Annotated in this window: 18 protein-coding genes; 8 read left to right on the top strand and 10 right to left on the bottom strand. The window is 75.0% G+C overall.

What is annotated here, in order from left to right; genetic code table 11:
* Positions 1-25: 25 nt before the first annotated feature.
* Positions 26-4,909, bottom strand: coding sequence for an aminotransferase class I/II-fold pyridoxal phosphate-dependent enzyme (locus tag ACIQCH_RS13650; RefSeq protein WP_402580851.1), 4,884 nt, complete (start codon positions 4,907-4,909; stop codon positions 26-28).
* A gap of 310 nt (positions 4,910-5,219) precedes the next feature.
* On the opposite strand from ACIQCH_RS13650, the gene ACIQCH_RS13645 reads away from it, so the two are divergent.
* Entirely contained in the window at positions 5,220-5,639 is a 420-nt protein-coding gene (locus tag ACIQCH_RS13645; RefSeq protein WP_402580850.1) for a hypothetical protein, read from the top strand.
* A 96-nt stretch (positions 5,640-5,735) separates the two neighbouring features.
* Here ACIQCH_RS13645 and ACIQCH_RS13640 read toward each other — a convergent pair whose 3' ends face one another.
* Complete coding sequence (locus tag ACIQCH_RS13640; protein ID WP_402580849.1) at positions 5,736-6,527, bottom strand: hypothetical protein; 792 nt, start codon at positions 6,525-6,527, stop codon at positions 5,736-5,738.
* Between the two features lie 450 nt (positions 6,528-6,977).
* Here ACIQCH_RS13640 and ACIQCH_RS13635 point away from each other — a divergent pair, with 450 nt between their 5' ends.
* From ACIQCH_RS13635 to ACIQCH_RS13615, 5 genes are all read left to right on the top strand, one after another.
* Positions 6,978-7,397 carry a hypothetical protein gene (locus ACIQCH_RS13635; RefSeq protein ID WP_402580848.1) on the top strand — a complete coding sequence of 140 codons (420 nt, stop codon included), beginning with the start codon at positions 6,978-6,980 and terminating at the stop codon, positions 7,395-7,397.
* A 133-nt stretch (positions 7,398-7,530) separates the two neighbouring features.
* Positions 7,531-9,555, top strand: a complete 2,025-nt coding sequence (gene recQ, locus ACIQCH_RS13630) for a DNA helicase RecQ (protein ID WP_402580847.1) — start codon at positions 7,531-7,533, stop codon at positions 9,553-9,555.
* A 67-nt stretch (positions 9,556-9,622) separates the two neighbouring features.
* Positions 9,623-10,165 (top strand): GNAT family N-acetyltransferase, encoded by a 543-nt coding sequence (locus tag ACIQCH_RS13625; protein ID WP_402580846.1) that lies wholly within the window; start codon positions 9,623-9,625, stop codon positions 10,163-10,165.
* Between the two features lie 111 nt (positions 10,166-10,276).
* Complete coding sequence (locus ACIQCH_RS13620; RefSeq protein WP_402580845.1) at positions 10,277-11,431, top strand: sensor histidine kinase; 1,155 nt, start codon at positions 10,277-10,279, stop codon at positions 11,429-11,431.
* On the top strand, positions 11,428-12,102 hold the full coding sequence (locus tag ACIQCH_RS13615) for a response regulator (RefSeq protein ID WP_402580844.1): 675 nt from the start codon (positions 11,428-11,430) through the stop codon (positions 12,100-12,102). The genes ACIQCH_RS13620 and ACIQCH_RS13615 overlap by 4 nt, the downstream gene beginning before the upstream one ends.
* A 45-nt stretch (positions 12,103-12,147) precedes the next feature.
* Here the strand turns inward: ACIQCH_RS13615 and ACIQCH_RS13610 are convergent, their stop codons facing one another.
* The 6 genes from ACIQCH_RS13610 to ACIQCH_RS13585 form a co-directional block, all read right to left on the bottom strand.
* On the bottom strand, positions 12,148-13,092 hold the full coding sequence (locus ACIQCH_RS13610) for a hypothetical protein (protein WP_402580843.1): 945 nt from the start codon (positions 13,090-13,092) through the stop codon (positions 12,148-12,150).
* A 10-nt stretch (positions 13,093-13,102) separates the two neighbouring features.
* Positions 13,103-13,486 (bottom strand): peptidase inhibitor family I36 protein, encoded by a 384-nt coding sequence (locus ACIQCH_RS13605; RefSeq protein WP_402580842.1) that lies wholly within the window; start codon positions 13,484-13,486, stop codon positions 13,103-13,105.
* 141 nt (positions 13,487-13,627) lie between these two features.
* A complete protein-coding gene (locus ACIQCH_RS13600; RefSeq protein ID WP_402580841.1) occupies positions 13,628-14,500 on the bottom strand; it encodes a helix-turn-helix transcriptional regulator in 873 nt (290 codons plus the stop codon).
* A 209-nt stretch (positions 14,501-14,709) separates the two neighbouring features.
* The gene (locus ACIQCH_RS13595) at positions 14,710-15,894 is read right to left on the bottom strand and encodes a cytochrome P450 (protein WP_402580840.1); all 1,185 of its coding nucleotides are present in this window, start codon (positions 15,892-15,894) and stop codon (positions 14,710-14,712) included.
* A 110-nt stretch (positions 15,895-16,004) separates the two neighbouring features.
* The gene (locus ACIQCH_RS13590) at positions 16,005-17,120 is read right to left on the bottom strand and encodes a PI-PLC domain-containing protein (protein WP_402580839.1); all 1,116 of its coding nucleotides are present in this window, start codon (positions 17,118-17,120) and stop codon (positions 16,005-16,007) included.
* 148 nt (positions 17,121-17,268) lie between these two features.
* On the bottom strand, positions 17,269-18,624 hold the full coding sequence (locus tag ACIQCH_RS13585) for a serine hydrolase domain-containing protein (protein ID WP_402580838.1): 1,356 nt from the start codon (positions 18,622-18,624) through the stop codon (positions 17,269-17,271).
* A 242-nt stretch (positions 18,625-18,866) separates the two neighbouring features.
* On the opposite strand from ACIQCH_RS13585, the gene ACIQCH_RS13580 reads away from it, so the two are divergent.
* Complete coding sequence (locus ACIQCH_RS13580) at positions 18,867-19,661, top strand: N-formylglutamate amidohydrolase (protein WP_402580837.1); 795 nt, start codon at positions 18,867-18,869, stop codon at positions 19,659-19,661.
* Here ACIQCH_RS13580 and ACIQCH_RS13575 read toward each other — a convergent pair.
* The gene (locus ACIQCH_RS13575; RefSeq protein WP_402580836.1) at positions 19,574-20,089 is read right to left on the bottom strand and encodes an ATP-binding protein; all 516 of its coding nucleotides are present in this window, start codon (positions 20,087-20,089) and stop codon (positions 19,574-19,576) included. The two genes, ACIQCH_RS13580 and ACIQCH_RS13575, sit on opposite strands and share 88 nt — an antisense overlap.
* A 279-nt stretch (positions 20,090-20,368) precedes the next feature.
* Here ACIQCH_RS13575 and ACIQCH_RS13570 point away from each other — a divergent pair, with 279 nt between their 5' ends.
* A complete protein-coding gene (locus ACIQCH_RS13570; RefSeq protein WP_402580835.1) occupies positions 20,369-21,331 on the top strand; it encodes an alpha/beta hydrolase fold domain-containing protein in 963 nt (320 codons plus the stop codon).
* A 293-nt stretch (positions 21,332-21,624) separates the two neighbouring features.
* On the opposite strand, the gene ACIQCH_RS13565 is transcribed toward ACIQCH_RS13570, so the two are convergent.
* Positions 21,625-22,632, bottom strand: coding sequence for a LacI family DNA-binding transcriptional regulator (locus ACIQCH_RS13565; protein WP_402580834.1), 1,008 nt, complete (start codon positions 22,630-22,632; stop codon positions 21,625-21,627).
* Between the last annotated feature and the right edge of the window lie 434 nt (positions 22,633-23,066).

The raw sequence follows: 23,066 nt of genomic DNA, 5'->3' as shown, positions 1-23,066 counted from the left end.
GCGGTGGTCCTCTCATCGGTGCGGGTCAGGCGGCCGGGGCCGGTGCGGGCCGGTGCAACGCGCGGGCCAGCGCGGTCACGCTCCGGCGGATCTGGTCGGCGGTGTGGTCGCGGGTGACGAAGAAGCGCAGCCGGGCCAGCTCCTCCGGCACGGCCGGATGCAGGATCGGGTTGACGCTGATGCCCTGCCGGAACAGCGCCTCGGCCAGCTGCAGGGTCCGTACCGAGTCCCCGACGATGCACGGCACGATCGCCGATCCGCCGCTGTCCCCGGTGTCGACGCCGGCTTCCCGCGCGAGGCGGGCGAACAGCGCGGCGTTCTCCGCGAGCCGCGTCACCCGCTCCGGCTCGGCCCGCAGCAGCCGTACCGCGGCCAGCGTCGCGGCGGTGTCGGCCGGGGTCGTCCCGGCGCTGTAGACGAAGCCGGGGAGCGTGTAGCGCAGGTAGTCGACGACGGGACGGGCCGCCGCGACGTAGCCGCCGCAGCTCGCCAGGGCCTTGGACAGGGTGCCCGACCACAGGTCGACGTCCGCCCGGTCGGTGTCGAAGTGCTCGCCGATCCCGCGCCCGGTCGCGCCGATCACCCCGATGCTGTGCGCCTCGTCGACCATCAGCAGCGCGCCGTGCCGGCGCTTGACCTCGACCAGCGCGGGCAGGTCGGCGATGTCGCCGTCCATGCTGTACACGCCCTCGATCACGACCAGCACCCGCCGGTACTGGTGCCGGACCTGCGCGAGGAGGGCGTCGAGCGCGGCCGCGTCGTTGTGCGGGAAGGGCCGCCGGGTGGCGCCGGAGAGGCGGCAGCCCTGGAGGATGCTGTCGTGGGCGAGGGCGTCGTGGACGACGAGGTCGCCCGGGCCGACCAGGTGCCCGATCAGGGTGACGTTGGTGGCGTGGCCGTTGGCGAGGGCCAGCGCGGCCGGGCGGCCCAGCAGGTCCGCGAGTGCGGCCTCCAGCTCCCCGTGCGGCGGACGGCTGCCGGACAGCAGCCGGCTGGCGGACACCGACGTTCCGTAGCGGCCGACCGCCTCCTGCGCGGCCGCGCTCACCTGTGGGTGCGTGGCCAGGCCCAGGTAGTTGTAGCCGGCGAACGAGAGCAGCTCCCGGCCGTCGACGACGGTGGTGTCCGTCATGCCGCCCTCGTGGACGAGGAAGTACGGGTTGGGGAGCCCGAGCCCGGTGAGCACGGACACCCGCTCGGCGTGCGCGACGACCTCGGGGAAGCACTCGATGCGGGTGTGCTCGTCCGGCGGCGGGGTGCCGGCCGGTCCGTCGGGGGCGGCCGGGGGCGGGTCGGCCGACGGGTACTCGGGTGCGGGTGCGGCCGCGTGGTCGCGCTGGGCGGGGACGGGTGCCGGGGCCGGGTCCGCCGTACCGCCCGAGAGCAGGGCCGCGATCCCGCCGACGGTCGGCCGGGCGGCCGCGCGCTCGTCGAACGCCCGGTCCGGCCACAGCTTCCTGAGGGAGGTGAAGAGGTCGGTCAGCATCAGGGAGTCGAAGCCGAGGTCGTCGACGAGCAGCTGGTCGGCGCGCAGCCGGTCCACCGGGAAGGCGCTGATCCGCGCCACGTGCGCGAACACGGCCCCGGTGACCGCGTCGGCGCCGCCCGGCGGCCCCCCGTCCGCCGGGGCGCCGGCCGCGGCCGGCTCGGTGGGCGCCGGTACGACGACCAGGGCCGGGGTCGCCGTGACCGGTTCCACCCGGTCCGGGACCGGGGCGGGCACCGTTGCGGAGGCGGGGGCGTTCGGAGCGTTCGGGGCGGGCGGCGGGGGCAGGGTCGCGGCGAGGCCGGTGAGCAGCGTGACCTGCTGCTGGACCAGCTGGAGCAGCTCGTGCATCAGGTTGTCCATCGGGTGGTTCATCGGGGTCTCCTCGTTCGGTACGGGCGGGACGGCCGGAAGGGATTCGGCTGCGGTGTCCCGCTCCACCGGCCGCACCGGTCGGGTTCCGACGGGGGCACCGGCCGCCGCGGCGCGCCGCCGGGGCACCCAGTACGACTGGGGGTCGAGCCGGGCCACCGGCAGGTCGAGCGCGCGGCGGTGCTCCTCGGGCACCAGGACCCGCGGGTCGACCGGGGCGCCCAGGACCGCCAGCCGGGCGAGGCCGTGCACGAAGCCGTGCCCGTCGTCCGGTTCCGGTCCGGACGCCGCGACCACCTGCACGTCGTCGAGGCCGGCGAGGTTGCGGCCCACGGCCCGCAGCAGCGAGCCGCCGCCGGTCACCTGGACGAAGACGCGGGCGCCGCCGTCGTACGCGGTGCGGACGGCCTCGCCGAAGCGCACGGGCGCCGACGCGTGCCGGGCCCACAGCTCCCGCAGCCGGTCGGCGTCGGTGCAGACCTCCGCGTCCACGGACGAGACGAACGGCAGGACGGGCGGGCCGATCCGGACTCCGGCGAGCCCGGCGCGCACGGCCTCCCGCGCGGCGGCCAGCCGCGGCGAGTGGAAGGCGTTGGACACGTCCAGGGCCTTGGTGGTGATGCCCGCCGCCGCGCAGGCCAGCCGTACCGCGGCGAGCCCGGGCAGGGTGCCGCTGACCACCACCTGGCGGGGCTCGTTGAAGCAGGCGAGCCACACGTCGTCGATGCCGTCGACCAGGCGCCGGCAGGTGTCCTTGTCGCTCAGTACGGCGAGCATCCCGCCCCGCGGCTCCGGCTCGGCATCCCGGAGTGCCGAGCCCCGGTGGGCGAGCAGCCGGACGGCCTCCTCACCGGTGAGCGCCCCGGCGGCCGCGGCGGCCGCGAACTCCCCGACGCTGTGCCCGAGGGTGAGGTCGGGGGCGATGCCGTGGTCGGCCAGCAGGCGGGCGGCCGCGAGCTGGAGGGTGCCGAGCAGCGGCTGGCACACGTCGGTCCCGGCGAGGTGCCGCCGCAGCTCCGCGTCGTCGGCCGGGGCGGCGGACGCCCGGCCGTACAGCAGCTCGGCGGGGTCGGGGCCGCCCTCCCGGCGGGCCACCGCGCCGAGGGCGTCCACCGTCTCCCGGAAGGCGGGGAACCGCTCGTAGAGGTCCCGCAGCATGCCCGGACGCTGGCTGCCCTGGCCGGGGAAGACGAAGCAGACGCGGCGCCGGCCGGCCGGCAGCGGCGCGTCGGCGGCGAAGGCGCCGTCGCCGAGGTCGCCCCTGACGCCGTCGGCCCACTGCCGGCGGGCCCGGAGCAGCCGCCGCGCGAACGTGTCCGTGTCGGCCGCCACGATCGCGAGCCGGGTGGTCAGCGGCCGGCGCCCGCCGAGCGTGTGGGCGAGCGCCGCGACGGGGAGCCGGGGGCTGCGCCGGACGGTGTCGAGCACGTCGCCGACGTGCCGGTCCAGCAGCTCGGGACTGCCCGCGGTGAGCAGCACCAGCTGCGGTACGGCCGCGGCGGCGGACCCGGAGGCGACGGGTACGGACACCGCCGGGACGGAGCCGACTTGCACGGACGCCGCGGGGACGGGCGTGGCCGGTGCGCAGGCGGTGCCGGTGCGCAGCGACGCGGCCGTCGCGCAGCGGGCGGGCGCCGCCGGGCGTACGGCGGGACGCGCCGCGGCGCGGACGGTGGGCGGGGCCGGGGGCGCCGGAGCCGGCGGCTCCTCCAGCACCACGTGGACGTTGGTGCCGCCGAAGCCGAACGAGCTGACCGCGGCGCGCCGCGGGTCCGTGCCCGGCCAGGGCCGCGCGGTGTCGGCGATCCGCAGACCGGCGGCCGGAATGCCCAGGTCGGGCGCGGGGCTGGTGTCCGGCTGCGGCACGATCGTGCCGTGGTGGACGACCAGGGCCGTCTTGATCAGGCCCGCGATCCCCGCCGCCGACAGCGCGTGCCCGATGAGGGCCTTGCCGGAGGCGAGGTAGCACAGCGCCGGGTCGTCGTCGGGGTACTCGGTGCGCAGCCGGCGCAGGGCCTCCACCTCGGCGCGGTCGCCGACCGTGGTGCCGGTGCCGTGCGCCTCGATGAAGCCCACCGAGGAGGGCGGGAGGCCGGCGTCGTCGTAGGCCCGGCGCATCGCCCGCAGCTGTCCCTCGGGGGTGGGTGCCAGCGGTCCCGGAGCGGCGCCGTCGTTGGCCGAGCCGACGCCGCGGATCACGGCGTAGACGCGGTCGCCGGCGGCCAGCGCGTCGGCCAGCGGCCGTACGACGACCGCGCCGGCGCCCTCGCCGAGGACGAAGCCGTCGGCCCGCTCGTCGAAGGGGCGGCACACCCCGCTCGCGGACAGCGCCCGCAGCGCGGAGAAACCGATCAGGCCCTCGGGGGTGAGGTTCAGGAACACGCCGCCGACGACGGCGAGCCGGCAGGTGCCCTGCCGTAGCTGGGCCACCGCCTGGTCGAGGGCGACCAGCGAGCCGGAGCAGGCGGCGTCGACGGCGAGGCTGGGGCCGCCGAGGTCGAACTGCCGGCTGATGGTGCCCGGCGCCATGTTCAGCAGGCTGCCGGGCAGCGAGAAGGGCTGGAAGCCGCCGAGCCGGGCCGCCCGCTCCCGGACGGCGCCGAGGGCGCCCCCGGTCTCGGCGGCCAGCGCGATGGCCCGCAGGGGGGCCGCCATGAGGTCCTTGTAGTCGGACACCGACATGCCGACGAACACCCCCGTGCGCTCCCGGTCGAAGTCGCCCCGGCCCAGCCCCGCGTCGTCGAGGGCCTCGCGGGCCACGTCGAGCATCAGCCGGTGCTGCGGGTCCGTGGCCCGGGCCCGGGCGGGCGGTATCCCGTAGTGGAGGGCGTCGAAGCGGTCCACGTCGTCCAGGAAGGCGACCTGGTCGGTGTACGCCGTGTGGGGGTCCGACCGGTCGCCGGACGGGTCGTGGAAGGCGTCGTGGTCCCAGCGCTCCCGCGGCACGCGAGCGAACTGCCGCTCCCCGCTCAGCAGCAGCTCCCAGTAACCGCGGACGTCGGAGGCGCCGGGAAATCGGCAGCCGAGTCCGGTGATGGCGATGTCGGTCATGACGGAGGGTCCTTCGGCGATTCGCCCCTGCCCTTGCGCAGGAGGGTCGAATGCCACCGTGCCCGCCCGCGGCCGCGGGCCACAGTCACGGCGATTCGTCACTTGACAGGAGCGCGGAAGCCGAAGCAGGAAAGGGGACTCCGGGATCGGTCGAGGGCTTTTACCGTGCGTCCTCGCGGGAGTCAAGCCCCGTATTGCAGTGGCGTGACGGTCTGCGGCCGGAAGGGTTTATTTGAAGCACGGCCCCACCGGGGAACCCCGGAAACGAAAAGGCCGACACATTGCCCGACAGTTTGAATGGAGAATCACCATGTTCGCTCGTTTTTCGACCCGTCGCCTCGTTCTCGCCGGTGCTTCCGTGGCCCTGGTCGGTGGTGGTGTCGCCCTCCCGGCGACCGCGATGGCCGCCCCGGTCTCCGCTCCGCACCACCTCTCGTCGTTCGTCCAGGACGACAGCGCCGACGGCATCGGTACCAGCGGCGACTCGAACGCCGAGAACACCACGGTCGGCGGCACCGCCACCGGTGGCGCGGCCAACACCGGCAACAACAGCTGCAAGGGCAAGTGCACGGTCACCACGGGCAACGCCACCGGTGGCAACGCCAGCGCCGACGCGGTCAACACGGGTGACGCGACCTCCGTGAGCGGCGACGCCACGGGCACCGGCGGCACGGTCAAGAACATCAAGAAGGACATCAAGAAGGAGGTCCTCAAGAAGATCGGCAAGTGAGGGCCGGGGGCCCGCCCGCCCCCGCGGGCGCCCCGACACACGGACGCCGGAGAGGCCGCAGCCTCTCCGGCGTCCGTCCGTGCCGTGTTCCGCGCGTCAGCCGTTGCCGCCCACCGCGGTCGCGTCGCCGCTCACGGCGGTCGCGTCGCCGGCGTTCGCCGCGTCGGCGCTGGCGTTGCCGCTGGTGGCGTTGCCCGTGGTGATCGTGCACCGGCCGATGCAGGTGCCCACGCCGCCCGACGTGGCGGCGCCGGAGGCGGCCTCGCCGCCGACGGTCGTGTTGGCGGCGTCGGCGTCGCCGCTCACCGCGGTGGCGTCGCCGCCGCGGCTGTTGTTCTGGTCGCCGCCCTGGCCGTCGTCGTCGCCACCGCGCCGTGCGCGCTGGCCGATCGGGCCGTTCGCCGTCCGGTGGCTGCTGCCGCTGACGACGTCGGCGGTGGCCACGGTGTTGACGCTGCCGAGGCACAGGCCGTTGCACACGTTGAAGGCGCCGTCGCCGGCCGCGGTGTTGGTGCTGGTGCCGCACAGGCCCGCGCACTCGTTGTACGCGCCGTTCCCGACGGTCGTGCTCACGCTGTCGTCGCACAGGCCCCGGCAGACGCCCGACGCCCCCTCGCCCACGGCGGTGTTCGTGCTGCCGTGGCACAGGCCCGTGCAGCCGGCCGAGAGGCCGTCGCCCGCGGCGGTGTTGTCGGAGTCGTGGCACAGCCCGGCGCAGCCGCCGGAGCCGTCGCCGACGAGAACGCCGCCGTCGTGGGTGAAGGTGACGGCGTAGTGCGGGACCGCCGGTGCGGCCGCAGCGGTCGCCGGGAGCGCGACACCGCCGCCGACCAGGGCCACGGAAGCCGCGGCGAGCACGAAACGACGGGTCCAGGAACGCTCGTTCATCGGAATTCTCCGGGATTCTCGTGCGAGGTCTTCGCCTGCGGCCAAGCGGACGGGCGCTGCGGGTTCCGGCCGGCGACGTCCGGGGCCGTGCGGACGCCGGGGCCGTGCGAGGGCGACGCTATCGCGCGGATCAGGCGGTCGACAGGATCCGGCGGGGCGCGGCGTGTTCCGGCCCCCACCCGGGCCCTACCCGCCCGCGCCCCGGTGGCTCGCCGGCCTTCGGGAGGTCCTGCAGGGGATTCCGTCCGGGGAACCCGGCGGCTTTTACCAAGATCTGTGCGTCGGCGTCAAGTCCCGTATTCAAGTGGCGTGACGCGGGAGCCCGGAGCGGGTTTATTTGAAGTACGCCCTCACCGGGGAACCCCGGAAAACCGAAGGCGGAGAAATGCTCCGGTGGAATCCCTCGGAGAACGTTTCGAAGACCTCTTTCCTTCTGAATGGAGAATTACCATGTTCGCTCGTTTTTCGACCCGTCGCCTCGTTCTCGCCGGTGCTTCCGTGGCCCTGGTCGGTGGTGGTGTCGCCCTCCCGGCGACCGCGATGGCCGCCCCGGTCTCCGCTCCGCACCACCTCTCGTCGTTCGTGCAGGGCGACAGCGCCGACGGCATCGGTACCAGCGGCGACTCGAACGCCGAGAACACGACCGTCGGCGGCGACGCCACCGGTGGCGCGGCCAACACCGGCAACAACAGCTGCAAGGGCAAGTGCACGGTCACCACGGGCAACGCCACCGGTGGCAACGCCAGCGCCGACGCGGTCAACACCGGTGACGCGACCTCCGTGAGCGGCGACGCCACGGGCACCGGCGGCACGGTCAAGAACATCAAGAAGGACATCAAGAAGGAAGTCCTCAAGAAGATCGGCAAGTGACGCGGCGCGCACCCGCCGCACCGCCGACCGCGCAGACGCCGGAGGGGCCCACCGCCCCTCCGGCGTCCGCGCGCCGTCCACAGGCTCCGGCCGACCGGCACGGGGTGTCCGCGGCTGCCGATAGGCTTCTCGAATGGCCCTTCCGGACGCTTCCCCCGAGATCTCAGACCCTTCGCTGCAGGTGCTCCACCGTGTCTTCGGATACGGCTCGTTCCGCGGCGAGCAGCAGGAGATCATCGACCAGGTCGTGGGCGGCGGCGACGCCCTCGTCCTGATGCCGACCGGCGGCGGCAAGTCGCTCTGCTACCAGATCCCGGCCCTGGTCAGGGACGGCACGGGCGTGGTGGTCTCCCCGCTCATCGCCCTCATGCAGGACCAGGTGGACGCGCTGACCGCCCTCGGCGTGCGGGCCGGCTTCCTCAACTCGACGCAGGACCCCTACGAGCGGCAGGCCGTCGAGCAGGCCTTCCTCGCCGGCGAGCTGGACCTGCTGTACCTGGCCCCCGAGCGGCTGCGCACCGAGGGCACCCAGCGGCTGCTCGACCGGGGCACGGTGTCCCTGTTCGCGATCGACGAGGCGCACTGCGTGGCCCAGTGGGGCCACGACTTCCGGCCCGACTACCTGGCCCTGTCGATGCTCCACGAGCGCTGGCCCAAGGTGCCCCGGATCGCCCTGACGGCCACGGCCACCGAGGCCACGCACGCGGAGATCGCCGGCCGGCTGGGCCTGGAGGACGCCCGGCACTTCGTCGCCAGCTTCGACCGGCCGAACATCCAGTACCGCATCGTCCCCAAGAACAACCCCACCCGGCAGCTGCTGGAGCTGATCCGCACCGAGCACGCGGGGGACGCCGGCGTCGTCTACTGCCTGTCCCGGTCCTCCGTCGAGAAGACCGCGGCGTTCCTCGTGGAGCAGGGCATCGACGCCGTGCCGTACCACGCCGGCATGGACGCCGCCGCCCGCGCCGCGAACCAGGCCCGCTTCCTGCGCGAGGACGGCGTCGTGGTGGTCGCCACGATCGCCTTCGGCATGGGCATCGACAAGCCCGACGTGCGCTTCGTGGCCCACCTGGACCTGCCCAAGTCGGTCGAGGGCTACTACCAGGAGACCGGCCGCGCCGGCCGCGACGGCGAGCCCGCCACGGCGTGGCTGGCGTACGGGCTGCAGGACGTGGTCCAGCAGCGCAAGCTCATCGACGGCTCCGAGGGCGACGAGGCGCACCGCCGGTCGCTGGGCATGCACCTCGACGCCATGCTCGCGCTGTGCGAGACGGTCGACTGCCGCCGGGTGCGGCTGCTCGCCTACTTCGGGCAGTCCGGCACGCCCTGCGGCAACTGCGACACCTGCCTGACGCCGGCCGAGTCCTGGGACGGCACCGTCGCCGCGCAGAAGCTGCTGTCCACGGTGTGGCGACTGGCCCGGGAGCGGCGCCAGAAGTTCGGCGCCGGCCAGGTCATCGACATCCTGCAGGGCAAGAAGACCGCCAAGGTCATCCAGTTCGACCACGACGGGCTCTCGGTGTTCGGCGTCGGGGCGGACCTGGGCACCGCGGAGTGGCGGGGCGTCGTGCGCCAGCTGCTGGCGCTCGGCCTGCTCGCGGTGGAGGGCGACTACGGGACCCTGGTCCTCACGGAGGCCAGCGGCGACGTGCTGGGCGGTCGCCGCACCGTCTCGATGCGGAAGGAGAAGGCGGCCGCCGCGCCCCGCAAGGAGTCCGGCTCCGGCTCCCGCTCGGGCAAGGGCGCCCGCGTACCGGTCGACCTGCCGGCCGCCGCGGTCCCGGTCTTCGAGGCGCTGCGCGCCTGGCGCAGCGCGACGGCGAAGGAGCAGGGCGTACCGGCGTACGTGGTGTTCCACGACGCGACCCTGCGGGAGATCGCGACGCTGCTGCCCGCCACGATCGAGGAGCTGGGGACCGTCGGCGGCGTCGGCGAGGCCAAGCTGGCGAAGTACGGCGAGGGCGTCCTGGAGGCCCTGGCCGGGTCCGGCGCCCCCGCGTCCGGCGCCGGCGCCCCCGCGGACCCCGCCGCCCCGTCCGGCCCGGCGACCCCGTCCGGTGGCCGCGCCGACGCCTCCGCCGCCCCGGACGGCCCGCCGTTCGACGACGAGGAGCCGCCCTTCGACGACGAGCCGGCACCCTGGGACGACTGGGAGTGACGTCCGGCACGCGGGGGCGCCCGAAAACCGGTTGGCGGCCGCCGCCCCGGCCGGATAGGAAGGCCGCATGCTGAGAGGTACCAAGGTCGGGCTCAGGGCCCGGCACGAGGACGACATCCCGGTCCTGCGGACCGAGCTCTACAACGACGTGGTCAACGCCGCGCGGGCCGAAGGCGGACCGTGGCGGCCGCTGTCGCCCGGCACGAAGGACCCGCGGCTCGTGGTGGACGAGACGGCACCGGGGAGCGTCTCGTTCTCGGTGGTCGAGCTCGCCGGCGACACCCTCGTCGGCACGGCCACGCTCTGGGGCATCGACACGCACAACCGCGGCGCGCACATCGGGCTCGGCCTGCTGCCGTCCGCGCGCGGCAACGGCTACGGCACGGACGTGGTCGCGACGCTGTGCCACTACGGCTTCGTCGTCCGCGGCCTGCACCGCCTCCAGATCGAGACGCTGGCGGACAACGCCGCGATGTTGCGCTCCGCCGAGCGCAACGGCTTCGTCCGCGAGGGCGTGCTGCGCTCCTCGGCCTGGGTGCTGGGGGAGTTCGTGGACGAGGTGCTGCTCGGCCTCCTCGCCCGGGACTGGAAGCCCGGAGCACCGCTCTAGCAGCGCTTTGTCAGGTGGTGTCCGGAGGATCGGGGCCGGGCCCGGGATCAACCTCCCGCGGTACCGCGGGAGGTTGACGCGCCGTCGTGCGCACGCGGCTACCCTGCGGCAATGCGGATCCGCCCCCTCCTCGCCGACGCGCTGGTCGCGGCGGCGATCGCCGGCCTTGCCGTCCTCCTGGCGCAGGAGGCCCCGGAGCAGGGGTGGCCCCCGCTGGACGGCACCGGGTACGCCCTGGTGGCCGCCCTGCACCTGCCGCTCGTCCTGCGCGCCCGCGGTCCGGTCGCGGTCTGCCTCTTCGTCGACCTCGTCTGGACGGTGTACGTCACGGCCGGCTACTGGCCCGTGGTGAGCTCCTTCGCTCCCATGCTCGCGCTCTACACCGTCGCCTCCACCCGCCCGGCGCGCACCACCGGCGTCTGCGCCGGCCTGATGGCCGCGGTGTGGATCTGCGCGGGGCTGCTGCGACCCGACTCCAACATGGTCTCGGTCGCCGGCCAGGCGCTCGTCTTCCCGGCCGTCATGTGGCGCTTCGGCTGGCTCGCCCGCCGCTCGGCGGAGCTCACCCGCAGGTTGCGGGCCGAACAGGCGGAGCGGGCCCGCCGCGAGGTCGCGGCCGAGCGCGGGCGGATCGCCCGGGAGCTGCACGACGTGGTCGCCCACCACATGGCGGTGATATCCGTGCAGTCCAGCCTCGCCTGGTACGTCATCGACTCGGACGCCGCCACCGCGCGCACCGCCCTCGCCACCATCACCGGCACCAGCGGCGAGGCCCTGGAGGAACTGCGCCGCGTCCTGGCCCTGCTGCGGACCGACGAGGCCGATGCCGCCCCGCTCGCCCCCGTACCCGGCCTCGACCGGCTCGACGACATGCTGGCCCGCGTCCGGGCCGGCGGCGCCGAGGTGGACCTCCGCGTGGTCGGCCGACCGCGGCCGCTCGCTCCGGGCACCGGCCTGTGCGTCTACCGCGTGACGCAGGAGGCGCTCACCAACGTGCTCAAGCACGCTCCCGGGGCCCGTACCACCGTCGAACTCACCTACGGACGGCGGGAGGTGACGGTGCGGATCACCGACGACGGCAAGGGTGCGATTCCGGCCAACCTCCCGCCCGGGAGCGGACACGGCTTGATCGGCATGAGGGAACGGGCCAAGCTCTACGGTGGGACGATCAGCATCGGCCCGCGGCGCGAGGGGGGATTCGCGGTGAGCCTGACCCTGCCGACCGCCGCGCGTGCCCCCGGCCAGGGAGACGACACCGCACAATGACCAGGGTGCTCGTCGTGGACGACCAGTTCCTCATCAGGGCCGGGCTGGTCGGACTGCTGCGGGCGGCCCCGGGCATCGAGGTGGTCGGCGAGGCCGCCGACGGGGCCGAAGCCGTCGAACTGGCCGCCCGGACCCGGCCCGAAGTGGTCCTCATGGACATCCGGATGCCGGGCATGGGCGGCATCGAGGCGACCCGGCGGATCCTCGCGGAGGCCGAGGACCCGCCGCCCCGGGTCCTGATCCTGACCACCTTCGATCTCGACGAGTACGTGTACGGGGCGCTGCGCGCCGGAGCGTGCGGCTTCCTGCTCAAGGACTCCGGACCGGAGCGCCTGCTGGCCGCGGTGGCGGCCGTGCGCGGCGGGGACGCCCTCTTCGCGCCCAGCGTCACCCGGCGCCTGGTCGAGGCCTTCGCCCCGCGCCCGGAGCCCGCGCCGGACGTCGAACCGCCGGCGGACCTCGCCGCGCTGACCACCCGTGAGCGGGAGGTGCTCCAGCTGACCGGCCGCGGGCTGTCCAACGGCGAGATCGCCGGCCGGCTCTCGATCAGCGAGGCCACCGTCAAGACCCACCTCAACCGGACCATGAGCAAGCTCGGCCTGGACAGCCGGGCACAGGCCGTCGTGACGGCGTACGAGACGGGGCTGGTTCGACCCGCGCGCGGCACCTAGGGCCTGTCTTTCGGATCATGCCGGGCTCGCGGGGCCCCGGCCGGGTCACGACCGCGCCCCGGCCGCGGCCAGGGCCGCCGCCCGGGCCTTCGCCCGCACGGCGCGCAACTCGGCCAGGTCCCGTGCGTACGCCCCGCCGACGCGCCGCTCGGCGTCCGCCTGGGCCGCGGCCACGGCGTCGGCCAGGCCGGCGCGCGCCTGGCAACCGGCGTCGGTGCGCGCCACGTCGAGCTCCCGCCCCGCCACGGCGTGCACCGCGGCGGGGTCCGTGCCCGCCGCGTCGAGCTCCCGGCCGATCGCGGTCACGGGATCGGTGAGCGCGCCGGCCGGGTGGCCCGCCGCGGCCATGCAGGAACTCCAGCGGGTACGCGCCCGCACGAACCGCGGATCCCGCTCCACCGCGTCGGCGACCCGGTTGCCGAGGACCACGAACGTGTTGGACAGCCGCAGGTACTCCGGCCCGTACTGCGCCAGGTCCGCCCGGACCGCGCACGAGTCGGCGTGGTAGAAGAACTCGCTGCCGTCGGGCATCGGCAGGCGCCGCTCGTGCGCCTTCGTGCCCAACAGGGCGTCCTGCCACCGCTGGTCGGCGGCCCGGTCCCCGTTGGCGTCGGCGGGCGGGTCGGCGGCGAGCGCGGCGCCCGTGACGCCGTACCCGTCGGCCGCCGCCCCGGCCGGTGTGAGCAGGCCGTAGGGATTCGGCTCGGGCCGACCTGCCCCCGGGCGCGACGGCTGTGGTCGGTAGGCGAAACCGCGGCCCCGCATGCAGGCGGCCACCCGTCGCTCGTTCTCGGCGTGCAGGGCGACCGCGGCCCGGCCCGACTCGGCGGCGGTGACGCCCCCGAAGGGACCGGGCGGCGGCGCGGACCGGGCGGACGCGGGGGAGGCGCCGCCGGACGGTGAGCATCCGGCGGCGCCCAGGGCCGCACCGACGCCGACCCCGACGCCGACGAGCAGGGCCGCGAGGGCGGACGGGCGTCGGAGGGTCATCGCGGTCCCGTCAGCACCACTTGTCGGACCAGATGTGCGGCAGGTTCCAGGCGCCGATCTCGCGCCACCCGGTGCCGCGGTTCAGCGGCCAGCCGCGGCCGCGGAAGTTCTTCTCCTTGTAGACCTTCACGTTGCACCGGGCGCCGTTGTTGTACAGGGAACCGCCGGCACTGTGGTTGAAGTTGGCGTACCGGCTGAGGTCCCGGTTGTCCTGGTAGACCTTCTGCACGCGGTGCGCGCCGGTGCTCTGGTAGTTCTTCAGCCAGTAGGCGCACAGCGCCGTGCGCGGGCAGTCCCGCGGCGCCGCGGCCACCGCCGGGGTGACGGTGAAGGCGCCGGCGCCGAGCGCCGCGCCGACGGCGAGAGCCGTGAGGGAACGCCGGGTCCTGTTCATGGAATTCTCCTTTGTTTCCTGTACGTGGACATCAGCTTCTCAGGGGTGGAATGCGGCCCGCTTGTACGAATGCGCCCGGATTCCCGTTCCGCCGGTGCAGCGCCCGTCCAGTGCGCCGGAAAACGGAACAGGCACTGCGGACTACGAGGGAAGCGTGAAGGATTCGAGGAGGCCCCCGATGTGCAGCGGGGAACGGTTCCGCAATTCCCGCAGCCGTCCCGGCGTGCAGCCCAGCGCCGCCTTCACGCACCGGTGGAAGTGGGCCTGGTCGCAGTAGCCGGCCTCGGTCGCGGTCTGCGCCGCGGACCGTTGCGACTCCATCAGCCGCAGGGCGTACTGGAGGCGGGTGATCTGGGCGTACGCCTTGGGCGCGACGCCCACCTCCGCGCGGAACCGGCGCTCCAGGTGCCGCCGGCTCTGCGCCATCGGGGCGGTGAGCTCGGCCACCGACAGCCGGCCGTGGCCGCGCCGGATCGCGCCGACCGCCCGGCACACGGCCGGGTCGGCCGGCGGGCCGGCCGCCAGCCGCGCCGCGAGGAACCGGTCGAGGAGCCCGAACCGGTCCTCCCAGCACGTCAGCCGGGTCAACTCCCGGGCCAGCAGCGTCACGCCCGGCAGCAGCTCCTCGGACAGCGCGGTGCGCCGGCCGTCGGGAAGGCCCGCCGACTCGGCGAAGAGCGAGTACGCCGCCGTCGGCGCCAGGGCCACGGTCACCGCCGCGGCCCCGCCGCTGGAGCCGGTCGCCACGGCCCTGGTGTGCACCGCGGCGACGAACGAGTCCGGGGGTGCGGGAGCGCGGGCCGGCGCGGCGGCCGCCCCGAGGGGGTCGCCGAAACCGATCACCAGGCGTACCGCCCCCGTGGGCACCTCCAGGCGCCGCGCGGCCGGCCGGGGCCCCGCCGCGTGACCGCGGTAGCCCAGTACGGCACCGAGCAGCCGCGCGGCGGGCCGCCCCGTCACGTGCGCCGGCGCGGCCCCCGCGCCGCGCCGGTGCACGACGGTGACGTCATTCATTTCTGGATCCGACCTCCTTTCCGGAGAAACGGGTTTCACCGGAAAGGAAATCTAGGGACGGCGGGCTCTTCCTCCATCCCGCAGGGAGCTGATCTTCGCGTCAACCCGGGCGGTACCGCCCGGATTCCTCCAACCGGCGCGGTACAGCGAAAGGCCGACGGCGTCCGAACCGATGAGAACGCCCGGCCCTACGCGGCGGTCCCGGCAATTCAGAACCGGACGGGCAGTGCGAGCAGCCCGCGGGCCCGCAGCGACGGGCGCCACCGGAGGTCCGCGCGGGGGACGTCCAGGGCCAGGGCGGGGAACCGGCGCAGCAGCGTGCCCACGGCGACCTCCGTCTCCAACCGCGCCAGCGGGGCGCCGACGCAGTAGTGGATGCCGTGGCCCAGGGCCAGGTGGCCGCCGTCCTTCCGGTCCGGCACGAGCCGGTCGGGTTCGGCGAACCGCTCGGGGTCGCGGTTGGCCGAGGCCAGCGACAGCATCACGGTCTCCCCGGCCGGGATCCGCACCCCGTCGAGCTCCACGTCCTCCAGCGGGAAACGGCGGATCGCCAGCAGCGCCGGCCCGTCGTAGCGGGCGAACTCCTCCACCGCGTCGCCGATCCGCGCCGGGTCGGCGCGCAGGGCGGCCAGTTCGGCGGGGTGGTCGAGCAGCGCGAGCACGGCGGTGCCGATGAGCTGGACCGTGTTCTCGTACCCGGCGAACAGGATGAGGAACGCGAGCGAGGTGAGCTCGTCCTCGGTGAGCCGGTCGCCGCCGTCGCGGACGCCGATCATGTCGGTCAGCAGGTCGTCCCCGGGCTCCCGGCGCTTGTCGGCGATGAGCCGGGGGAAGTACGCGAGCATGGCGGCCACGGCGTGCCGGGCGGCGCCGGGGTCGGCGGGGTCCGGGGCGATCAGCGCGTCGGTCCAGGCCCGGAAGTCCGGGCGCGAGGCGTGCGGGACGCCGAGCAGGTCGCAGATCACGGTGATCGGCAGCGGCGCGGCGTAGTCGGCGACGAGGTCGGCCCGTCCGCGGTCCGCGACCGCGTCCAGCAGTCCGTCGGCCAGGGCCTGGACGCCCGGCCGCATCGCCTCCACCCGGCCGGGGGTGAAGGCTTTGGAGACCAGGCGCCGGATGCGGGTGTGGTCCGGCGGGTCCATGTTCAGGAGGTTGGCGTCGAGGGCCGGGGGCAGGGAGAAGCCCGTGTAGTTGCCGGGCAGCCGGTGCGCCTTGTCCAGCGAGAGCCGGGGGTCGGCGAGGAGCCGGCGCACGTCGCGGTAGCGGGTGACGACCCAGACGGGCAGTCCGTCCGGTCCGATGACGCGGTGCGCCGGTCCGGCTTCCCGGAGCCGGGCGTAGGACGCGTGCGGGTCGGCGATCAGTGCGTGCCGGTCGGGGAGCGCGGTAGTCATACCGTCACCCTAAGCGAGCGCCCCGTGCTGCCGGACCGCGGGATCCGCCCGCCCGGTCGCCCGGTCGGGCGGGCGAGCGGGCGGGCGGATCCGAGCGGTCGAGTGGCGGGTCAGGGCGTCGCGTTGAGCTCGGCGACGATCGAGGCCGGGGTGTGGCCGCTGCTGTCGGACAGGCGGTGGAAGTCGACCGAGACGTAGTTCGGCTCGCGTCCGCCGCTCGCGGTGCGGCACTGGTTCGCGATGCGGTCGCGGAGTTTGGCGCCGTTGTCCAGGGCCGCGGTCAGGACGGTGGGCACGTTGCGGTGGTGGCTCATCATGAACAGCCGCCGGAAGCCCGGCTCCTGCCGGTCCAGCGGGACGTCCGACCAGCGGGTGACGCAGGCCGTGTCGTTGCCCATGTCGCCCAGGCTCCAGTAGTTGGCCACCGTCCACGAGCGGTCGTACATGACGCCCAGGTGCTCGCGGTCGCCCCGGTCGGAGAAGAGCAGCAGGCGCTTGCCGGCGGTGGCGAGGTCGGCCACCTTCGGCCAGCCGTTCTGCCGTACGCCCCACTGGTCGGGCCGGAAGAGGAGTTCGGACAGCCCTCGGACCCGGCCGAGCGACGACTGGAGCTGCTCGGCGCTCACGTAGTCCTCCAGGAAGACCGTCACGAACTCCTGCGGGTGGGCGTTCAGGAAGTCCACGACCGTCTGCATGGTGCCCGTGAAGCTCTGCCGGGGCAGGGCGTACGTGGCGCCGGCGAAGGTCTTGCAGTCGCCGTGGCACAGGTACACGTCGCTGGGGTAGCAGTCGCTGCCGAAGCTGATGACGCACAGCCAGGTGCTGCGGTCGTACCAGTGCGTGTCCAGGCTGAGCCCGCGCACGCCGCTCTCCAGCTGGTTGCGCACCGACTCGGACTGGTTCACCGAACTCCAGCGGGAGTCCTCGTAGTTGGTGAAAGAGTTGTGGGTGGTGAGGAAGGTGGCCTCGTCGAGGCGGCGGTCGCCCCAGCGGGCCGCCGCGGCGGCGCCGGCCGATCCGCCCGCCGGGGCCGCGACGGCGGTGGCGGGGGAACGGGGCCCGGCGGGCGCGGCGGCCGACGCGGCGGTCGCGGTGCCGAGGAGGGCCAGCAGGAGGAGGCAGAGGAAGGAGTGCCGCCCCGTGCGGCGCAGGAGTGCGGCGGGGGTCGCCCGGCGACGCCCGTGCGCTCGTGGAGGGGGAGTTAGTGACATGCCCATGCCAATCATGCCGGGAGGGTAGCGTGTGGGCCGCGCCCCGGCTACGGATCGGCAGGGCCCGCCGCGACACGGTCGTGCCGGCCACTGCACGGCCGTCCCGGCCACGCCACGGTCGCGCCGGCTACGCCGCGTCCCCGCTACGCCACGGTCGTGCCCGTCACGGCCCGGTCGCCGGGGTCAGCGGGCCGGTCGCCGCGGGGGCGTTCGCCGCACCGCACATCGCCCGCTCGAACAGGGTCTCCAGCGCGGCGTCGATCGGGTGCGGCCGCGGGCGTCCCGAGGCGTCCAGCGCGTTCCACCGCTGCAGGTTGAACGCGACCGACACCTGTCGTCGGCCGTCGGACCGGGTCATGGACCGGGTCCCCGCCCCCCAGGCCGTGCCGTCCTGGCCCCAGTAGGTGCCGCAGCCGGGGACCTCGAGCTTGGTCAGCCCCAGGCCGTACTGGATCGTCGTTCCGTCGAGGGCGATCACCGGGCCGGTGCGCTGCATCTGCGCCAGCGAGGCCCGGCTGACGACGCGGCCGGCCAGCAGCCTGCCGTAGAAGCGGTCGAGGTCCTCCACGGTGGACACGAGCGCGGCTCCCGGACCCACCCACGACATGTCGTAGACGCTGTACTCGTGCGGTTCGGCGACCACGCCGAACAGCGCCTCGTACATCCGGGAGTGCGGTCCCTCGATGCGCGGTCCGGCCGGGAAGCTCGTGTGCCGCAGTCCGGCCCGCGCGATGACGTGGCGGGCGACGTACGTCTCGTACGGCGTCCCCGTCACGTGCTCCAACAGCTGGCCCAGGATCAGGTAGTTGGTGTTGGAGTAGACCCCGACCGGACCGCCGGGCTCGCCGGCCGGCGGCGCCGCCAGACCGAGCTCGATCAGCTCGGCCGGGCGGAACCGCCGGAAGCGGTTGTCGTCCAGGCTGGTGATCGCCGTCGGGGAGGGGAGCTCCTGGAGGGACGGGAAGGCGTAGCGGATGTGGTCGGGGATGCCGCTGGTGTGGTTGAGCAGCATCCGGACCGTGATCCGCCGGCCGCGCTCGCCCGGGACCAGCTGCGGCAGGTAGTCACCGATCGGGGCGTCGAGCCGGATGCGGCCCTGTTCGACCTGCTGCATCACCGCGGCGGCGGTGAAGGTCTTGGTGATGCTGCCGACGCGGTGGCGCATGTCGGCCCGGACCGGACGGCCGGTCGCCAGGTCCGCGACGCCGGAGGCGCCGCGCCACGTCCGGCCGTCCGCGCGGACCTCGGCGAACACCCCCGGCATCCCGGCGCGGTGGACACCGTCCAGCGCGGCCTGCAGTCGGGCGGCACCGGGGCCTTCCGGCGCGGTCGTGCGGGCGGCGCTCGTGCCGGCGACAGCCGTGCCGCCCACGGTCGTGCCGGCCACGGGTGCGCCGGCCACGGGCGTGCCGGGTACCCGGGTGGGTCCGGCCCCGTGGGGCGCCGCGGCCGCCCCCACGGTTGCCGCGCACACGCCCAGCGCGGCCGCACCCGCGCACACCGCCAGTCGGATCTTCATGGGTCCGTCCTCTCGGGTTCGACGATCGAGGTGTTCGGCGCGAGCGGCCCGATCGACGGGACCGGAGCGGCTCGACGACGTCCATCCTGGTGACCGGCGCCCACCGGGTCCGCCGCCATCCGTCGCGCATCCCGCCCCGATCGCCCGCCGAACGGCGCGGCCGCATGGGACGCGATCACCACGGGCAGTTCTTCCTACCGGTATGAAGAGTGGATCACCGCACGCCGACCGAGGAGCCGTCCATGAACAGCCCGCCGCCGTCCTTCGAGGTCCTGACCGGCGCCGCCGCGTCTCCGGTGATCCTGCACGTGCCGCACTCCTCGCGCGCCGTACCGGAGTCCGTGCGCGCCGACATCCTGCTGGACGACGGCGCGCTGGCGACCGAGCTCGACCACATCACCGACGCCCACACCGCCGAGATCGCCGGGGCGGCCGCCGACCGGGCCGCCGTCCGGCCCTGGCGGTTCGTCAACCGGCTGTCCCGCCTGGTCGTCGACCCCGAGCGGTTCCCCGACGAGCGCGAGGAGATGCGGGCCGTCGGCATGGGCGCGGTGTACACGCACACCACCCACCGCGAGCGGCTGCGCCCGGCCGGCTTCGACCCGGGGCCGCTGGTCGACCGGTACTTCCACCCGTACGCCGGGGCGATGACGCGGGCCGTGCGGGACCGGCTCGCCGCCGTCGGCCGGGCCGTGGTCGTCGACGTGCACTCGTACCCGACCGAGCGCCTGCCGTACGAGCTCCACGGCGTCGGCCCCCGGCCGCCGGTCTGCCTCGGCACCGACCCCTTCCACACGCCGCCGGACCTGCTTGCCGCGGCCGAGAAGGCGTTCGCGCGCTTCGGCGGCACCGGGCTCGACAGTCCCTTCGCCGGCACGTACGTCCCGCTGGAGCACTACGGGACGGACGACCGCGTCACGGCGCTGATGATCGAGATCCGCCGGGACGGCTACATGTCCGAGCCCGGCGGTCCCGCCGGCCCCGGGCTCCCCGCCCTGGCGGCCGCGCTGGCGGAGCTGGTCGACGCCCTCACCTGACCCCGGGGCCCGGTCACGGGGCGATGGGCGGTGGGCACGCAGACCCGGAGCCTCTTGCCGAACGGCTGGGTGTGCGCGGTGAGTCGGCCGCACGCCTCCGCCACCAGCAGACCGACGATCAGCAGTCCGCGGCCGCTCTCGGCGTCCGGACGGGCTTCGACGCCGACGTCGGGCCCGGTGTCCGGGAGGGTTCCGGGCGGTGTCGGGCGGGCCATGGGCGGCAGGGTCGGATCCCCGTCCTCGACCTCGACGCGCAGCCGGCCGCCGCCGATCGCCACGGTGACGCGCAGGCGGTCGGTGGCGGGCGCGGCGTGCCGGACGGCGTTGCCGGCCAGTTCGGCCACGGCCAGCAGCAGCGTGTGCGCGAGGTCGCCGGGGACGCCCCAGGCGTCGAGGGTGGCGCCGACCCGGGCCCGGAGCAGCGGCACGCACGCGGCGGTCGGCCGCGCGGCCCAGCGGACGGTGCGGGGACCGGCCCCGGCATGGCGGGCTCCGGGGGACGGTGCGGGGCGACGGCGTTGCTCGTGCAAGGAGCGGTGACTGCTCGGGCTCATGACCTTGTGGCGCGGGGAGCTGGCTGGCTAAAGTCCGCTGTTACACGTGTAACAACGTAGCTCCCGCACGGTGGCCCGCGCAAGGAAAATCGGACGAACATCGCGAACCCTTGCCGACCCCCGCACCGCCCCCGCGAAAGGGCCGCACCAGCGATGACGCACACTCCTCCGGCCGAGCTCGACATGACCTGGCCGCCCCCTCCCTTCCAGCCGCCCGTGCCGCCGGTCCTGGGCGCGGACGGCGTACGCCGCTTCGACGGCATCACCTACGCGACCCGGCCGGGGTACCGCCCGCGGCTGCTGGACGTCCAGGTGCCCGCCGTGGCCGGGCCGTTGCCCGGGGCGGCCGGGCCGCTGCCCGCCGTGGTCTGGATCCACGGCGGCGGCTGGCTGGAGGGCGACCGGCGCTACCCGCCGCCGACCGTCCCGGCCGAGCTGCTGCACGGCTCCGTCCTGGCGGCGGGCCTCGCCCTGGTCTCCATCGACTACCGGCACAGCCTCGAAGCCCCGTTCCCGGCGCAGCTGCACGACGTGAAGGCCGCGATCCGCTACGTCCGCCGGTACGCCGACGTGTTCGGCATCGACCCGCACCGGATCGCCGTCTGGGGCGAGTCCGCGGGCGGCCACCTGGCCGCGCTGGCCGGCCTGACCGGTCCCCACAGCCCCGGTGCCGACGCCCTGGAGGGCACCGAGGGCGTGGGCGAGGGGGACACCTCGGTACGGGCCGTCGTCGACTGGTACGGAGTCTCCGACCTGCCCGCCGTACGGCTGCACCCGATGCCGCCCCTGCCGCCGGGCACCGAGTTCCCTGACCCGTACGACGCCCTGCTCGGCGGCACCGAGGAGGAGCGGCCGGCGCTGGCGCGGGCCGCGAGCCCGGTGACGTACGCCGACGGGGGCGCCGTCCCCCCGCCGTTCCTGCTGGTCCACGGCACCGGGGACGGGCTCGTGCCGTACAGCCAGAGCGAGGCGCTGCACGCGGCGCTGTGCGCGGCCGGCGGCGACTCCACCCTGCGACCGGTGCACGACGCGGACCACGTCTTCCTGGGTGCCGACGACATCCCCGGGATCGTCGGCGCGAGCGTCGCGTTCCTCGCCCGCCACCTGGGTGCCTAGCGCGACGGCCCGCAATGCCGTTCCCGCACACCGGGCCGTCCCCGCTCCGGGCCCCGGGAGCGCCGGCGTCCTCGCGCTCGGCGTCGTCCTGCGGTCTCCCGGCCGATCGCGACCCGTTGAGCCCGGTCGCGCGCCGCGCGAGGGGGCGCCGCGGGCCGACCGATCGCCCGCCGCCCACGGCTGAGCGGCCGCACGCAGGTCCCGGGATCCGTCTCGGGGCCCGCGGGCGAGCGTTCTCCGGTGTGCCTGCCTCGCCCGTGGTGGCCGCGGCGGGGTGTCGGCGGCCCTGGGCGTCAGGAGGACCGGCGGTGGACCAGGACCGGCTCGATGCCGCGCAGTCGTGGGGAAGTGCCCGTCGTTATCAGGGCGTGCAGGGCGTCGGCGACCTCGGCCGCGGTGGGGCGGTCCAGGGCGACGCTGGTGAGCGGGGGCTGCTGGAAGGCCGACAGCACCAGGTCGTCGCAGCCGACGACGGCCACGTCGTCCGGTACGGAGAGGCCCTCGGTCAGCAGTGCGTGCATCAGCAGGGCCGCGTACTCGTCGTTGTAGGCGAACACCGCGTCCAGGCCGAGCTCCCGCCAGCGCCGTGCCAGCGCCGTGGCCGACTCCCGGGTGTACGCCAGTTCCACCGCGGTGACCGTGGCGGGATGCCGCGCGGCGACCTGCTCGGCGCCGGCCAACCGTGGCCGGGCCATCGTGTCCAGGCCGCGCTCCTGGGGGACGACCACGCCGATCCGGCTCCGGCCCCGGGCGATCAGGTGCTCGGTGGCGGTCGCACCCACCGCGGCGTGGTCGAAGGGGATGGTCCGGACCCCGGGCACGGCGTGGGAGGCGAAGGCCAGCACCCCGCGTACGCCCGCCCGCGCGAGCACCTCGGCCGCCTGACCGGTGAGCCGGTCCCCGTCGAGGGCCAGGACCGCCGCCGGCCGCAGCTCGGCCCAGGCGCGTGCGGCTTCCAGCGGGTCGGTGAACCGTCCGGCGTGCATGACGGCGGTGTAGCCGTGCCGCTCCAGCCCGCTGACCAGCTCGTCCACCCACTCGCTCACCAGGCGGCCGACGGCCGCGATCGACGAGGGGAGGAGGACGAGGTTGCTGCGCCCGGCGCGCAGGGAGCGGGCGGCGGCGTTCGGTACGTAGCCCAGCTGGGCCGCGGCGGCGAGCACTTTGGCCCGGGTGCCGTCACTGACCCTGTGGTTCTGGGTGGCGTTGAGCACGAAGGACACAGTGGCACGTGACACCCCGGCGAGCCGCGCGACATCCGCGCTGGTGACCGATGCGGGGGCCGGTGTCTCGTTGGCCATGGCGTGCTTCATCGCTCTCTGTAGCCCGGTGCGTGCTCTCCCTGTTCACGTTACACGAGTTAAGCATGGAAACGGCGGGTGCCCTGGTGCTGTGGATGTGGGGGCTCGGGGCGGCCTCCGGGAGGCGTATGGGAGCTGCGCCGGGTGAGTGAGTGGGTGAGTGGGTGGGAGGGGGTGGGGGTGGGAGGGGGTGGGGGTGGGGGTGGAGGGAAGGGTGTGCCTGGTGAGTGGGTGGTGCCCGGTGACTGCCGGGTGCCGGGTGCGTGGGTGGGGTGGGGTGGGCGAGAGCGGACGGGCTGTCCGGTGTCGGGGTGGGCGCGCTTCGTGGGCCGGCCCGTCGTGTGTGGGTCCCCTCGGCGGTTGACAGGGGCGGCCTGCAGGCCCTGCGGCAGGCCCACCCCAGGGGCTTTGGGGCTTCGCCCTGGCCTTCGGCC

It is taken from the genome of Streptomyces sp. NPDC093225, from assembly GCF_044753805.1.
Classification (GTDB): domain Bacteria; phylum Actinomycetota; class Actinomycetes; order Streptomycetales; family Streptomycetaceae; genus Streptomyces.
Note: the sequence above shows the minus strand (reverse complement) of the source record. Positions and strands in the feature narration are given on the sequence as shown.